This window comes from Sphingomonas kyeonggiensis, assembly GCF_030812785.1.
Classification (GTDB): Bacteria; Pseudomonadota; Alphaproteobacteria; order Sphingomonadales; family Sphingomonadaceae; genus Sphingomonas; species Sphingomonas kyeonggiensis_B.
In genome coordinates this window covers 532197-545523 of the sequence record NZ_JAUSTJ010000001.1, presented here as the reverse complement: position 1 = coordinate 545523, position 13327 = coordinate 532197, and the positions used below count along the sequence as shown (strand labels likewise).

The 13327-nt window shown below is 68.8% G+C and carries 17 protein-coding genes; 14 read left to right on the top strand and 3 right to left on the bottom strand.

Features of this window, described 5'->3' with window-relative positions:
- Positions 1–131: 131 nt before the first annotated feature.
- The 12 genes from J2W22_RS02635 (at position 132) to J2W22_RS02580 (ending at position 9183) form a co-directional block, all read left to right on the top strand.
- Complete coding sequence (locus J2W22_RS02635; protein WP_307116711.1) at positions 132–557, top strand: hypothetical protein; 426 nt, start codon at positions 132–134, stop codon at positions 555–557.
- A 34-nt stretch (positions 558–591) separates the two neighbouring features.
- Positions 592–2067: a flagellar hook-length control protein FliK gene (locus J2W22_RS02630; protein WP_307116710.1), complete on the top strand. Its 1476-nt coding sequence runs from the start codon at positions 592–594 to the stop codon at positions 2065–2067.
- An 18-nt stretch (positions 2068–2085) separates the two neighbouring features.
- Positions 2086–2712 (top strand): flagellar basal body-associated FliL family protein, encoded by a 627-nt coding sequence (locus J2W22_RS02625; RefSeq protein ID WP_307116709.1) that lies wholly within the window; start codon positions 2086–2088, stop codon positions 2710–2712.
- A 6-nt stretch (positions 2713–2718) separates the two neighbouring features.
- Positions 2719–3666, top strand: coding sequence for a flagellar motor switch protein FliM (locus tag J2W22_RS02620; RefSeq protein WP_307116708.1), 948 nt, complete (start codon positions 2719–2721; stop codon positions 3664–3666).
- Positions 3663–3959, top strand: a complete 297-nt coding sequence (fliN, locus tag J2W22_RS02615) for a flagellar motor switch protein FliN (protein ID WP_183999175.1) — start codon at positions 3663–3665, stop codon at positions 3957–3959. The genes J2W22_RS02620 and fliN overlap by 4 nt, the downstream gene beginning before the upstream one ends.
- A 4-nt stretch (positions 3960–3963) precedes the next feature.
- Positions 3964–4212: a flagellar biosynthetic protein FliO gene (locus J2W22_RS02610; RefSeq protein ID WP_307116707.1), complete on the top strand. Its 249-nt coding sequence runs from the start codon at positions 3964–3966 to the stop codon at positions 4210–4212.
- Positions 4209–5039 (top strand): flagellar type III secretion system pore protein FliP, encoded by an 831-nt coding sequence (fliP, locus tag J2W22_RS02605; protein WP_307116706.1) that lies wholly within the window; start codon positions 4209–4211, stop codon positions 5037–5039. Before J2W22_RS02610 ends, fliP begins: the two co-directional genes overlap by 4 nt.
- A 5-nt stretch (positions 5040–5044) precedes the next feature.
- Complete coding sequence (gene fliQ / locus J2W22_RS02600; RefSeq protein ID WP_307116705.1) at positions 5045–5314, top strand: flagellar biosynthesis protein FliQ; 270 nt, start codon at positions 5045–5047, stop codon at positions 5312–5314.
- A gap of 109 nt (positions 5315–5423) precedes the next feature.
- A complete protein-coding gene (gene fliR, locus J2W22_RS02595; RefSeq protein ID WP_307117975.1) occupies positions 5424–6191 on the top strand; it encodes a flagellar biosynthetic protein FliR in 768 nt (255 codons plus the stop codon).
- Positions 6191–7327 (top strand): flagellar type III secretion system protein FlhB, encoded by a 1137-nt coding sequence (gene flhB / locus J2W22_RS02590; protein WP_307116704.1) that lies wholly within the window; start codon positions 6191–6193, stop codon positions 7325–7327. Before fliR ends, flhB begins: the two co-directional genes overlap by 1 nt.
- Positions 7328–7375: 48 nt before the next feature.
- Positions 7376–8779 (top strand): flagellar filament capping protein FliD, encoded by a 1404-nt coding sequence (gene fliD, locus J2W22_RS02585; RefSeq protein WP_307116703.1) that lies wholly within the window; start codon positions 7376–7378, stop codon positions 8777–8779.
- On the top strand, positions 8779–9183 hold the full coding sequence (locus J2W22_RS02580) for a flagellar export chaperone FliS (protein ID WP_307116702.1): 405 nt from the start codon (positions 8779–8781) through the stop codon (positions 9181–9183). Before fliD ends, J2W22_RS02580 begins: the two co-directional genes overlap by 1 nt.
- A gap of 116 nt (positions 9184–9299) precedes the next feature.
- Here J2W22_RS02580 and J2W22_RS02575 read toward each other — a convergent pair whose 3' ends face one another.
- Positions 9300–10385: a CaiB/BaiF CoA transferase family protein gene (locus tag J2W22_RS02575; protein ID WP_307116701.1), complete on the bottom strand. Its 1086-nt coding sequence runs from the start codon at positions 10383–10385 to the stop codon at positions 9300–9302.
- A gap of 108 nt (positions 10386–10493) precedes the next feature.
- Here J2W22_RS02575 and J2W22_RS02570 point away from each other — a divergent pair, with 108 nt between their 5' ends.
- Together J2W22_RS02570 and J2W22_RS02565 are read left to right on the top strand one after the other, a co-directional pair.
- Positions 10494–11030, top strand: a complete 537-nt coding sequence (locus J2W22_RS02570; protein WP_307116700.1) for an NADPH-dependent FMN reductase — start codon at positions 10494–10496, stop codon at positions 11028–11030.
- A 53-nt stretch (positions 11031–11083) separates the two neighbouring features.
- Positions 11084–11641 (top strand): response regulator, encoded by a 558-nt coding sequence (locus J2W22_RS02565; RefSeq protein WP_307116699.1) that lies wholly within the window; start codon positions 11084–11086, stop codon positions 11639–11641.
- Positions 11642–11645: 4 nt separating this feature from the next.
- On the opposite strand, the gene J2W22_RS02560 is transcribed toward J2W22_RS02565, so the two are convergent.
- Entirely contained in the window at positions 11646–12599 is a 954-nt protein-coding gene (locus J2W22_RS02560) for a CorA family divalent cation transporter (RefSeq protein ID WP_307116698.1), read from the bottom strand.
- On the bottom strand, positions 12596–13327 hold the full coding sequence (locus J2W22_RS02555) for a precorrin-2 dehydrogenase/sirohydrochlorin ferrochelatase family protein (protein WP_307116697.1): 732 nt from the start codon (positions 13325–13327) through the stop codon (positions 12596–12598). The genes J2W22_RS02560 and J2W22_RS02555 overlap by 4 nt, the downstream gene beginning before the upstream one ends.

Sequence of the window (13327 nt, the reverse complement as noted above, 5' to 3'; positions counted from 1 at the left end):
TAGTCCCTCCCATCTCCCCTAGCCTTTTCCCCGGCGAAGGCCGGGGCCCAGTTTCGGCGCACTATCGCTGGCGCGGGAACCTCTCGAACGACGTGGCAACTAGGCCCCGGCCTTCGCCGGGGAACATCTAGATGCCCCGCTCCGTAAAAAAGCTCGATCGCCTGCTGCGCGTCCGCACGCTCCAGCTCGACCTGGTCCGCGCAGACGAAGTCCGCGCGCTCGCCAAGGTCGATCAGGAAGCGAAGCTGCGCGACCGCATCGCCAGTCTCGCCGCGAATGTCGCGCCGGCGCCGAGTGCGTCCGAATCCGCCTCCAGCCTCGCCGCCGCCGCGCATTTCCGCGATCGGCTCCACCAGTCCGCCTTCGCCGCTGACAAGCGTGTCGAAGTCGCCGAGCAAAGCCTCGAGATCGCCCGCACCGCCACCCGCGAGGCGCGGCGCGACCAGAATGCGATCGAGAAGCTGATCACCCGCGCCGAAGCCGATGCCGCGCTCAAGGCGCTGCGCGAGCTCGAACAGCTTCCACCCATGGGCAAAAACCGGCACGATATTTGCTGAGTACGCCGTGAACACGTGTCACGGGGGCTCGAACTTGATCCATCTCACCATCGCACTTCCCGGCATCGCCGTGGATCCCGCCAAGCCGAACGCCGCGATTTCCGTGGATGTGAGCGGCTTTGCGCTGGCCATGGGTGCGCTGATGCCAAAGATCGCGGCCCATGCCGCCGCGCCCCAGGGCAAGCTGGCGGACGCGGCAATCGCGCTGCCGAAGGGGCAGGATCTTGCCGGCGACGGCAAGGAATTGCCGGATGCCGTGCTCGGCCTCGACGGCAAGGGCGAGGAACAGCCGGGGTCGGACACGGACGACAAGGAGGACGCGACCGCCGAGGACGCGCCGCCGCCCGCCTTCGCCTGGTTCGCCGTCACGCCGCCGGTTGCCTCGCCTGAGGCCAAGGCGGAAGCCGTGTCGGACGTGACCGTCGAGACCGGCGGCAAGCGCGCGGGTGGCGAAGCTCAGCTGCCCGTGGGTCCGATCGCGGAAACCGGTAAAGCCGCACCCGAGGCGAAGGCCGAGGTGCCCAAGCCCATCGTTACACCCACGACAGCTACTGCCACAACTCCCGCACCGGCGATCCTCCCCGAGGCCCGGCCGCAGCCGGTACCACGCAACACCGCCGGCCAGCCCAAGGTCGCGGCTTCGGCAGTCGCTGTTGCGCCGGCCGATCCTGTGGTGGAGGCACCCATGGCCGGTACCGGCATCGCGCCTGCCGCCATCAGCGACACCGCTACCGATACCACCCCGCAGCCCATTCTCGCCCAGCCGCCGCGCGAACTGCGCCAGGCCGCTGCCGAAGCGCCGGTGGTACGCATCACGACCGACAAGCCGGCACCGCAGGAGAAGCTGTCGATCGCCGATGTGACTCCGGCCCCGCTCCAGCCGGCTCCGACCGCGACCGTGCCGCCGTCCCCGTCGGTCGCCGACCAGATCTTCGCCGCGTTCGATCGGCCCGCCACGCGTGCCGTCGCTACCAGCACGTCGAGCGACCCGCAGATCGATCTCTCGACGCTCGCCGCGCCGGCGACCGGCGCACAGTCCGCCACCGCCGTCGCTGCCACCGGCCAGGGCCAGGATGTCGCGCTCGACATGCGCCACCAGGAGTGGACGTCGAAGATGATCGACCGGATCGAGACGCTGCAGGGCGCCGGTCCGGCCCGCGAGACCCGGCTCAGCCTGATGCCCGAGGCGCTGGGCAAGGTCGATATCGCGATCCGCCAGGACGATTCGGGCAGCATCCATGTCCAGTTCAACACCGATACCCAGTCCGCCCGCCAGCTGATCGCCGATGCCCAGCCCAAGCTGGCCGAGATCGCCCAGGAGCGCGGCATCCGCCTCGGCTCGACCAGCGTCGAATCGAACGCGACCGGAACCGGCGCCGGCAATGCCAATCCGCAGATGAACCAGGGCCAGCGCCAGGACGCCGCGCCCAACCGCCACCAGCCCTCGGCGCCGCCCGGCGCGCGCCGCGAGGCCCAGACTTCCACCCAGGATGACGAACGGATCGCCTGAGATCCGCGGAGATAGACGATGAGCGATATCAAGGACGCGGGCGCCGCTGCGCCGAAGAAGAAAAAGGGCAAGCTGCTGCTGCTCGTGGGCCTGCCGGTGCTGCTGCTCGGCGGCGGCGGGGGCGCGGCATTCTATGGCATGCAGGCCGGCTGGTTCAGCGCTGCGGCGCATGCCGAGGGCGCCGATGAGCCGCATCTCGTGCCCAAGAGCGAGGAGAAGCGCGCCTCGCTGAAGGGCGGTGGCGAGGGTGGCCATGGCGGCGAAGGCGAGGGCGAAGCGCCCGGCCATGGCGGCAAGCCCACGCCAAAGGGCGAGGGCGGCGACAAATACGCTTCCTCCTATTATCCGATGGAGAAGGAGTTCACCTCGAATCTCCAGGACAGCGTCCATTTCGTCCAGGTCGGCATCGCCGTGTCGACGCCCTATGACGAGCGGGTCCTCGAGAACATCAAGACGCACGAGATCGCGATCCGCTCGGCCGTGCTGATGGCGCTGGGCGAGACCACCGAGGACGAGGTGTTCACCGCGGAGGGCAAGCGCCACATCCAGGACCGCCTCGCCAAGGCGATCAACGGCGTTTTGAAGGAAAAGGAAGGTTTTGGCGGGGTTAGTAACGTCTACTTTACCAATTTCATCGTTCAGTGAACGGGCATGGTTAACAGCCCTTCACCAGACGGCTCAGCCGATCGGCGGGAACGCCCCCGGACCAGCGCGGAACACGCGCCGGTACTGGGGACGGCCAACCTGAATCCGTTCGGCGATCTGGTCACGCTGCAGCATCTGAGCGCGCGTCTGGCCAAGTCGTTGAAGGGCGCCTTTGAGGGCTTGCTTCGCAAGGATCTCCGCGCCTGGGCCGAGCCGCTCTCGGTCCAGCGCTTCGCCGACTACAAGGCCGAGCGCGGCGGCATGCTTTCCGCCTGGCAGCCGCTGGCGATGGGCAATGCCCGTTCGCGCGCCCAGTTCGTGCTCGAGGCTGGGCTGGTCTTCGAGATGCTCGACGCATTCTTCGGTGGCGACGGCGAAGCGCCGAACCCGCTGCCGGGCGAGTTCACCCTCGCCGCCGAGGCGCTGGTCGGCCGGCTTGCCCAGTCGGCCGCCGGGCTGCTCGACAAGGCCTGGGAGCCGCTGTCGCGCGTCGTCTTCCGGGCCGAGGGCGCGGCGAATCTCGCCGCCGCGCCCGATCTCGGCGCCGACGATCCGGTGGTCGTCACCCGCTTCGGCCTGGCCGAGGGCGAGGGCCGCCCGCATTTCTTCGACATTCTCTATCCCGTCGCCGCTCTGAAGCCGCACGGCGCCGCGCTGATGGTCAAGGTCCATGGGCCGAAGGACGGGGTCGAGCCCGAATGGCGCTCGGGTCTTACGCGAGCCGTGATGGCAGTGACCCTGCCGGTCCGCTCGGTGCTTGCCGAACCGACCATGCAGCTCGGCCGCCTGCTCGAGCTCAAGGAAGGCGACATCATCCCGATCGATTTCGGCCCCGAGGTTCCGGTGATGGTGGCGAAGCGCCGCCTCGGCACCGGCCTTGTCGGCACCGCCAACGGCCGCGCCGCGGTCCGCCTCACTTCGCTCGAAGAGATCAACGCAGAGGACTTCCAATGAACGACATGACGACCGCATTCCCGGTCGACTCTGCCGTCGCCGCCAATTTCCGGCTGTTGCAGGACGTCGACGTCAAGCTGACCGTCGAGATCGGCTCGACCCGCCTGACCCTGCGCGAGCTGCTCGCGCTCGGCGAGAGCAGCGTGATCGAGCTCGATCGTGAGGCCAACGAGCTGCTCGACGTGTTCGTCAACGGCACGCTGATCGGCCGCGGCGAGGTCGTCACGGTCGGCGAGAAGTTCGGCGTGCGGATGACCGAGCTGGTCAGCCCGGACAAGCGCGCGGGCCGCTGATCCCATGACCTGGTACATCATCAAGCTGATCGTGCTGCTGCCGCTCGTCTGCGGCCTGCTGGTCGGTTGCCTCTATGCCTGGCGCAAGCTCGAATCGCGCCTGCCCAAGAACCAGCAGACCCGCATGGTGCAGCTCAAGGAGACGATGATGCTCTCCCCGAGCCTGCGCCTCGCCGTCATCGAGTTCGAAGGGCAGAAGCTGCTCGTCTCGGTGAGCCGCAGCGGCGTCACCTTGGTGGACAAGCAGCAATGACCCGCGCGATCGTCTCCGCCCCGCGCACGGTCGGGGGCCGCGCGGCGCTGTTCATCGGCATCCTGGCCTTCCTCGTGCTGTTCGCCTTCCCGGCCTTCGCGCAGGGTGCCGCGCCGGCGGTGCCGGCTCCGGTCGCCACCCCGGGCGTCGGCGACGCAGTCGATCGCGCGCTCGGCGACCTTGGCGGCGGCAATGCCCCGCTGAGCCTGTCGCTGCAGGTCCTCATCATCATGGGCCTGCTCTCGGTGCTGCCGGGCATCCTGCTGATGATGACCAGCTTCACCCGGATCATCATCGTGCTCGCCCTGCTCCGCCAGGCCCTCGGCCTCCAGCAGACCCCGCCCAACCAGGTGCTGATCGGCCTGGCACTGTTCCTCAGCTTCTTCGTGATGGCGCCGACGCTGGGCACGATGAACACGACTGCGATCCAGCCCTATTCGGCCGGCAAGATCGGCGCGAGCGAGATGATCGCCAAGTCGGGCGAGGCGCTGCACGGCTTCATGATCAAGCAGACCCGCACCAAGGACGTCACCATGTTCGCCCAGATGGCCAAGAGCGGTCCCTATGCGAAGCCGGCCGACGTGCCCTTCTCGGTGCTGCTCCCCGCCTTCGTCACCAGCGAGCTCAAGACCGCCTTCCAGATCGGCTTCCTGATCTTCCTGCCCTTCATCGTCATCGATCTCGTCGTCGCCACCGTGCTGATGGCGCTCGGCATGATGATGATGTCGCCGACGATCATCTCCCTGCCCTTCAAGCTGCTGCTCTTCGTCTTGGTCGACGGATGGGCGCTGACCATGGGCTCGCTCGCCTCCAGCTTCGTGAGTTAGCGCACATGGACACCGAATATTTCCTCACCGTCGGCCGCGAGGCGATGTGGGTGCTGGCGCTCGCCGCCACCCCGATCCTGGTGCCCGCCCTGCTCGCCGGCCTGGTGCTCGGCATGGTCCAGGCCGCCACCTCGATCCAGGAGCAGACGCTTACCTTCGTGCCCAAGCTGGTCGTCGTGGCGATCAGCCTGGTGATCTTCGGCTCGATGATCATGGGGCTGCTCGGCGATTTCACCGTGAGCATCTTCGAGCGCATCCCGGACCTGGTAAAGTGAATCTCCCCTTCCGCTTGCGGGAGGGGCCGGGGGAGGGGCTGTCTCTCACCGGTCTTCCGTACATCCCCTCCCCTAACCCCTCCCGCAAGCGGAAGGGGAACCGGTAGTGATGGGCTTCGGCCTCTCGATCGAGCCGCAGCTCTGGGCGCTGCTGTTCGCCATGGTGCGGATCGGCGCGGCGTTCATCACCGCGCCGATCTTCAGCGCGATGGCGATCCCGCTGCCCGCGCGCATCGCGCTGATCGGCGCGATCGGCGTGCTGGTGCTGAACGTCGCGCATATCGCCCCGCCGGCCGAGATCTTCTCGCTCACCACCTTCCTCGCCATCGCAGCCGAAGCACTGATCGGCCTCGCCATGGGCTTCGTGCTCCAGGTCGCCTTCGCCGCGCCGATGGTGGCCAGCGAAGTCATCTCGATGTCGATGGGCCTGGGCTTCGCCAATGCGGTCGATCCCAATAACGGCCATTCGACTCCGGCGATCGGTACCTTCCTGTCGCTGATGCTGACCCTGGTCTTCCTGGCGCTGGACGGTCATCTGGTTCTCGTCGACCTGGTCGTGCGCAGCTATCAGGTGATGCCGCCCGGCGCCTGGATCGCGCCCGAGCGGCTGCTCGGCATCGCGATGTTCGGCGGCTATACCTTCCTTGCCGGGCTGTTGCTCTCGCTGCCGATCGGCTTCCTGCTGCTCTGCCTCAACCTGATCGTCGGCATGCTCAGCCGCGCCGCCCCGGCGCTCAACCTGTTCGCGGTCGGCCTGCCCGCCAGCCTGTTGTTCGGCGTGGTCGCGCTGCTGCTCGCGCTCCCTGCGATGGGGGATTATCTCGTCGTCATCATCCGCGAAGCGCTCGAGATGATGCCGCAGCTGGTGCTCGGCTGATGTCCGAGTCCGGCGGCGAAAAGACAGAAGCCCCAACACCCAAGCGCAAGCGGAAAGCTGCCGAAGAGGGGCAAATACTCAGCTCGAAGGACTTCGGCACCGCGCTGATCGTCCTTCTCGGCTGTGCCTGGATGGCGACGCTCGGCCCCGCGCTGGTCCGCGCCTGCAAGGAAGTGATGGTCGGCAGCTTCACCTTCACCGTTGCCGATGTCGAGGATTTCGAGCCTTGGCGCCCGATCGCCGCTGCGGCCTGGAAGCTGGAGCTGCCGATCGGCGGCCTGCTGCTGTTCGCGCTCGCCGGCGCGGTGCTCAGCCATGTCGGGCTCGCCGGGCTGCGCTGGAATTCCAAGCTGTTCGCGCCCAAGGCATCGCGGATCAATCCCGGCTCGGGATTGGCCCGCATCTTCGGTCCCAATGGCTGGATCGAGCTGGGCAAGGGCCTGCTCAAGGTCGTCCTGCTCGGCAGCATCGGCATCTGGTTGCTCTGGTCGCTGACCGGCCGTTCACTCGGGCTGGTCGAGGCAGACCTGCACGGCGCGATCGGCGCGATGGGCAACGAGTTCCTTTACCTGCTCTTCGTCATGGCCGGTGGGCTGCTGCTGATCGCCGGCGTCGACCTGCCGATCCAGATCCTCCGCCACATGGCCAGGCTGCGCATGACCAAGCAGGAAGTGAAGGACGAGCACAAGGAAGCCGAAGGCTCGCCCGAGGCCAAGATGGCGCAGCGCCAGCGCCAGCGCCAGATCCTGAAGGGCGGCTTCCGCAAGGCGGTGGAGACCGCGCATGTCGTGATCACCAACCCGACGCACTTCGCCGTCGCGCTGCGCTACGAGCAGGGCAAGGACCAGGTGCCGGTGGTGGTCGCCAAGGGGCGCGGCGCGACTGCGCTCGCCATCCGCGAGCTGGCCGGCGAGCTCGATGTGCCGATCCTCGAATATCCGCAGCTCGCCCGCGCGGTCTATTACACGAGCAAGGAAAACCAGCAGATCCGCGACGATCTCTACATGGCGGTGGCGACCGTGCTCGCCTTCGTCTTCCAGCTCAGCAGGCGCGCCGGCGCGGTCCAGCCGCCGGTCACCGTGCCCGAGACGGCGCTTTTCGACGAAAACGGCCGGAAACAGGCGCGCGCGCACTAAAATCCGCGCCGCTCCTGCCGTTTACCGGTGGGAGAGCAGGGGGACGAAATGGCCGTCGAATCGATCGCGAAGACGCTGGGCACCGGATCGGGGATCGACATCACCGCTTTGGTCACGTCGCTCGTCGACAACAGCTTCGCCAACAAGAACAAGGCGATCACCGACAAGAACGACGCGCTTACCGCGCAGATTTCCTCGGTCGGCACGATCAAGGGCAATATCAGCGACTTCGCCTCGGCGCTTGCCTCGCTCACCAGCTCGGGCTCGCTCGCCACCCAGCCGACCAGCTCGAACACCGGCATCGTCAACGTCACCCGGCTTTCCGGCGCCGATCTCGCCGGGCTGAACGCGACGATGGAAGTGCGCCAGCTTGCCCAGGGCCAGGTCTCCAGCTCGCAGGCGTTCGGCGGCGGCAGCAGCAGCGTCATCGGTGGGGGCAAGCTGACGCTCAGCTTCGGCACCGCGACGGTGAGCAACGGCGCGATGACCGGCTTCACCCAGGGCGGCGGCACCCCGGTCGAGATCGACGTGCCCGCCAACGCCACGCTGTCCGACGTCGCCGCCGCGATCAATGCGAAGAAGGCCGGCGTCACCGCCACAATCCTCAGCGATTCGACCGGCGCGCGGCTGGTGCTCAAGAGCGCGACCGGCTCGTCCCAGGCGTTCACGCTGAGCGGCGCCGACGGGCTCGCCCAGCTCGATGTCGGCCCCGGCGCCACCGGCTCGACGATCAGCGCGACGGCGCAGGATGCCCGGGTCGCGATCGACGGGGTCGAGGCGAAATATCCGACCAACAGCATCACCACGATGATCCCCGGAACGCGGATCGACCTGGTCTCCGCATCGATCGGCACCAAGGTGACGATCGGCGCCAGCTCGCCGACCAGTGCGCTCAGCCAGGCGGTCTCGAACTTCGTCGAGACCTATAACGAAGTGTTCAAGGCGGTGCAGACCGCGACCGATCCGGTCAGCGGCCCGCTTCGCTCCGATCCCGCAGCCAAGCAGCTGCTCCAGCAGCTCAAGCGGCTGACATTGAGCGACCTGGTGCCGGGCGCGGGCGTCGATGCGCCGTCCAACCTCGCCGATCTCGGGGTGAAGACCAATCGCGACGGCACGCTGAGCCTCGACAGCGCACGGCTCTCCAAGGTGCTCACCGACTATCCCAACGACGTCGAGAAGATCTTCGCCGAGAGTGCGGGGCTGACCAAGGCGCTTTCCGACATCTCGGATATCGCGACCAGCACCAAGAGCGGGCTCGGTGCCAGCGCCGACAAGTACAGCAAGGCGCAGGAGGATCTCGCGGACGAGAAGACCAAGGTCGCCGGCGATACCGAGAAGCTGCGCGAGCGCATGACTCAGCAATTCGCCGCGATGGACGCCAAGGTCGCCGCCTATAAGTCGACCCAGACCTTCCTGCAGCAGCAGATCGACGCCTGGAACGCGAAGGACTGATGCGCTACGCCTCGGCTCTCGCCGCCAACCCTGCCGACACCTATCGCCAGATCGACATTGTCGGCCGGGCGGCCGGTGGCGATCCGCATGCGCTGGTCGGGCTGCTCTACGAAGAGGGCATCGCCGCGCTGCGCACCGCCGCCTGGGCGGTCGAGCGGCGCAACTATTCGGTCCGCGGCGAGCGGGTCGCGCGTGCCACCGCGATCCTGTTCGCGCTCGAGGCGGGGCTCGATTTCGACAAGGGCGGCGAGGTCGCCCGGACGCTCGCCACTTTCTATCACGGGCTGCGCGGCGAGATATTGCAGGCAGCCACCGGCACCGACCCGGCACCGTTCCGCGAGGCGGCGAACAGCCTCGACGAGATCGCCCGCGCCTGGAGCAGCCTCAAGGCCAGCGTCGCTTGAGATAAGGCCAACCGCCCTTCCATGTGCTCCTGCGAAAGCAGGAGCCCAGGGCGGCGAAGTACCCGATTACCCTAGGTTCCTGCTTTAGCCGGAACACGGCACTGGGGGCGGTACTTCTACTCCCCGCCCCAGCGCGCCAGCACCTCGGCCACGCTTTCCTCCACCGCCGGAAGCGCCTCGGCCGGCGTCCCCGAGAAGCGCGGCGCCGGCATCGGCTGCACCGTCTCGCCCACCGCCGTGAAGGTCCCGCGCGCGCGGTTGTGCGGATGGAGCGGCGCCTCGGTGAGCGACAGCACCGGCGTCACGCAGCCCTCACCGCCTTCGAACAGCGCCGCCCATTCGTCGCGCCCGCGCGAGGCGAAGGCGGCGGCGAATTCCTCGGTCAGCGCCGGCCAGCAGGCGCGGTCGAACTGGTCGAACTTGGCCGCAGCGATGCCCAGCCCGGCGCAGAGCGCGCGAAAGCTCGCGGGCTCGAGCGCGCCGACCGCGACGTGGCGGCCATCGGCACAGGCATAGCAGCGATAATAGGGCGCGCCGCCATCGACCATGTTGGCCGTGCGCGCATCGGCCCAGCGCCCGGCGGCGTGGAGCGCGTAGTAGAGCGTCATCATCGACGCGACGCCATCCGCCTGCGCCGCCTCGATCACCTGGCCGCGCCCGGTCGCCTGGGCGGCGAGGATCGCCGAGACCAGGCCGAGCGCCAGGTGCAGCGCGCCGCCGGCATATTCGCCGATCAGGTTGAGCGGCGGCACCGGCGCGGCGGCCGGTCCGATCGCATGGAGCGCGCCGGAGAGCGCCAGATGGTTGATGTCATTGCCCGGCGTGCCGGCCAGCGGTCCCTCGCGCCCCCAGCCGCTGGTCCGGGCATAGACGAGCCGCGGGTTGAGCGCGAGGCAGCGCGCCGGATCGAGCCCCACCTGCTCGGCCACCCCGGGGCGATAGCCTTCGATCACCCCGTCCGCCTCGGCGATCAGCGACAGCGCCTGCTCGCGCCCCGCCGCCTGGCTGAGGTCGAGCAGCACTTCCGATCGTCCGCGATAGAGCGGCGCGGCCACGGCGCTGCCTTCGCTGCCCGGCCGGCGGATGCGGATCACGTCGCAGCCCAGGTCGGCGAGGAGCATGCCGGTGAACAGCACGGTGCCCGGCATGTCGAGTTCGACGATGCGCAGCCCCGCCAGGGGACCGTGCGTTGCTGCGACCATTTGGCTCCCCCTTGGGTGATTCTGCCGATGCATAGCCGCAGCCCGCGCCCCAGGTCCACGGCGGCGCGCACTCTGGCGCTCGCCCGAGCTTTGGGTTAGCGCAACCGCATGTCGGCACCTCATATCGTCGCGCTCGGCGGCACCCTGCGCCCCGAATCCGCCACCGGACGCCTGCTTGCGGCCACGCTCGCCAGGGCCGAGGCGCGGGGCGCCCGCACCACTTTGCTCACCGGCGAGGCGATCGCCTTCCCCCATTACGAGCCGGGCAATGTCGAGGGGAATCCGGCGGTGATGCGCTATCTGGAGGCGCTGCGCACCGCCGATGCGGTGATCGTCGGCTCGCCCGGCTATCACGGCACACTGTCCGGCCTGGTCAAGACCGCGCTCGATTATGTCGAGGCGCTGAGCAGGGACGAGCGGCCCTATTTCGACGGCCTCCCCGTCGGCCTGATCGCCACCGCCGCCGGCTGGCAGGCGGCGGTCTCGACGCTGCAGGCGCTGCGCACCATCACCCATGCCCTGCGCGGCTGGCCGACTCCGATGGGGCTGGCGGTCAACACTGCCGAGCCGGGCGACGCGCTCGACAAGTGCAACGGCCCGATGGACGTGATGGTGGGACAGTTGTTCAACTTCCTGGAACGCTGATCCAAGCAAGGTTGCGCCCGACTTAACTGTTTCGTGATTGTTGCAGGCGTAATATGCCGGCCATGGACGAGGCTTCGGCACAGGAAGGCATCGGCAATCGCCGGCGTGCCACGCGTACCATCCTGGCGGTCGACGACAGCCGGACGAACCTGCACGTCCTCGCCCATCGCCTCGGCCAGCTCGGCTATCTCGTCGTCCTCGCCGATTGCGGTTCTCAGGCGCTCGAGCTGATCTCCGCGCGCGGCTTCGACCTCGTCCTGGTCGACCGGGTGATGCCCGAAGTCTCCGGCCTCCATGTCCTCCAGGAGATCCGCGCCACGCGCGACACCACCGATCTGCCGGTGATCATGGTCACCAGCCAGAGCGATCCGCGCGGTGCGATCGAGGCGCTGCAGGCCGGCGCCGACGACTATCTCGAGCGGCCCTATGAATTCGAGGAGCTCGCCGCGCGGATCGAGCGCGTGCTGGCCCGTTCGGACCGGATGGAGGAGCTCAAGCGCTCCAACCTCGCGCTCGACGCGCGCATCGCCGCACGGGCGATCGAGCTGGGCGAGGCGCGGGGCGAGCTCGCCGCCATCCGCGTCGAGCTGGAACGCTGCCGTCGCTGCTGAGCGCTTAGCGCTCGAACCAGTGCCGGCCGAGGAAATAGCCGGTGATCGCCACCGCCAGCACCACGCACAGCGCCACCACCCCGGCAAAGGCCCAGGGCTCGTGCGCGAAGGGGATGCCGGCGACGTTCATGCCCAACAGCCCGGTGATGAAGGTCAGCGGCAGGAACACCATCGCCACCACCGCGATCATCAGCGAGCGCTGGTCGATCAGCTCGGAGCGCAGGTCGGTGAGCGTCTCGTGGGTCAGCGCGGCGCGCTCGCGGATGCTCTCCAGCTCCTCGGCCATGCGCGCGGCGCGGTCGGCGGCGGCGGCGAGGTGGAGCCGGTCGTCCTCGGCCAGCCACTCGACCGGCAGCCCGGCCAGCTTCTCCAGCGCGGCGCGCTGCGGATAGAGGAAGCGCCGCAGCCCGATCGCCTTGACCCGCGTCTCGTTGACCAGCCGGCGCAGGTCGAAGGCGCGGTGCCGCGAGATCTGCTCCTCGCAATCGTCGAGCGAATCGCCCAGCTCGGCGACCATCGGGTCGAGCTCCTCGGTGATCGCCTGGGCGATCGCCGCGATCAGGTCGCCCGGATCGAGGATCTTGCCGTCCTCGACCTGCTTGCGCACCGGCGTGATCGCATTGAGCTGCTTGCGCGAGACCGAGAAGACGCAGCCGCCATGCGCGTACATCCGGATCGAGGCGAGCGGATCGGAGCTGTCGAGCGTCTCGGACGACATGCCGCGCAGGTTGATCAGCGCCGCCGGGCCGAACAGGTCGCAGCGCGGCCGCGTCTCCATCGCGGTCAGCGCCTCGATCACCGGCTGGGGCAGCTTGGCCTCGCCGCTCAGCCAGAGCTGGGCGCGCTCGTCATTGGTGTTGAGGTGGATCCAGCTGAGCGGGGCATTCTTGCCCAGCGCCTCCTTGAGGATCGGCTGCTCCACCTTCCCGTCATGGACGATATAGGCGAAGCCGCTCATGTCCGCATCTCCAGCCAGACGGAGAGGCCGGGACCCGGCGCTTCGGGCGGAGCGGGGCAGGCGATGCGCGGGGCGTCGGCCCGGGCGCGGTCGAGGATGGCGGTCGGCACGCCGGGAAAATGGTATAGCCGCTCGGCCTGCGCAAGCGCGCGCGCCTGGCGAAGCGTGAGATCGTCGGGATCGGCGCTGGCCAGGGTGAAGCGCAGCAGCCGCGCCGCCTCCGGCGCACCGATCCGCCCGACCACGTCGCCGCCCAGCCCTTCGGCGAGCGCCGCCCCGATCGCGCGGCGGCGGTCGGCGATGTCGGGGAAGCGTGCGCGCAGCGCGGGCCGCGCCGCATGCAGCGCCCGCGCGGTCTCGCCCAGGTCGGCGGGCAGCTCGGCCTCCAGCCTTTGCCGGATCGCCGCCGCCAGCCCGGCCGAGACCCCGCCGGTGCCCACCGCCACCAGCACCGGATCGCGCTCGACGATCGCGGGCAGGGTGAAGTCGCACAAATCCGGGCGATCGACGGTATTGACCAGCATGCCGCGCGAACGCAGCCGGGCGACAATGGGTTCGGGATCGTCGGTGGCGACGATGGCGAGCGCGGCCTCGGCCTCCTCGCCGACGATCGCCGCGCCGGCGCGCTCGAGCAGCCGGCGTTTCGCTTCGGCCGCCTCGCCGCTGCCGACCAGCACCACCGGCCGCCCTGCCAGCTTCACGAAGATCGGCAGGGCGGTCAGCGTCAT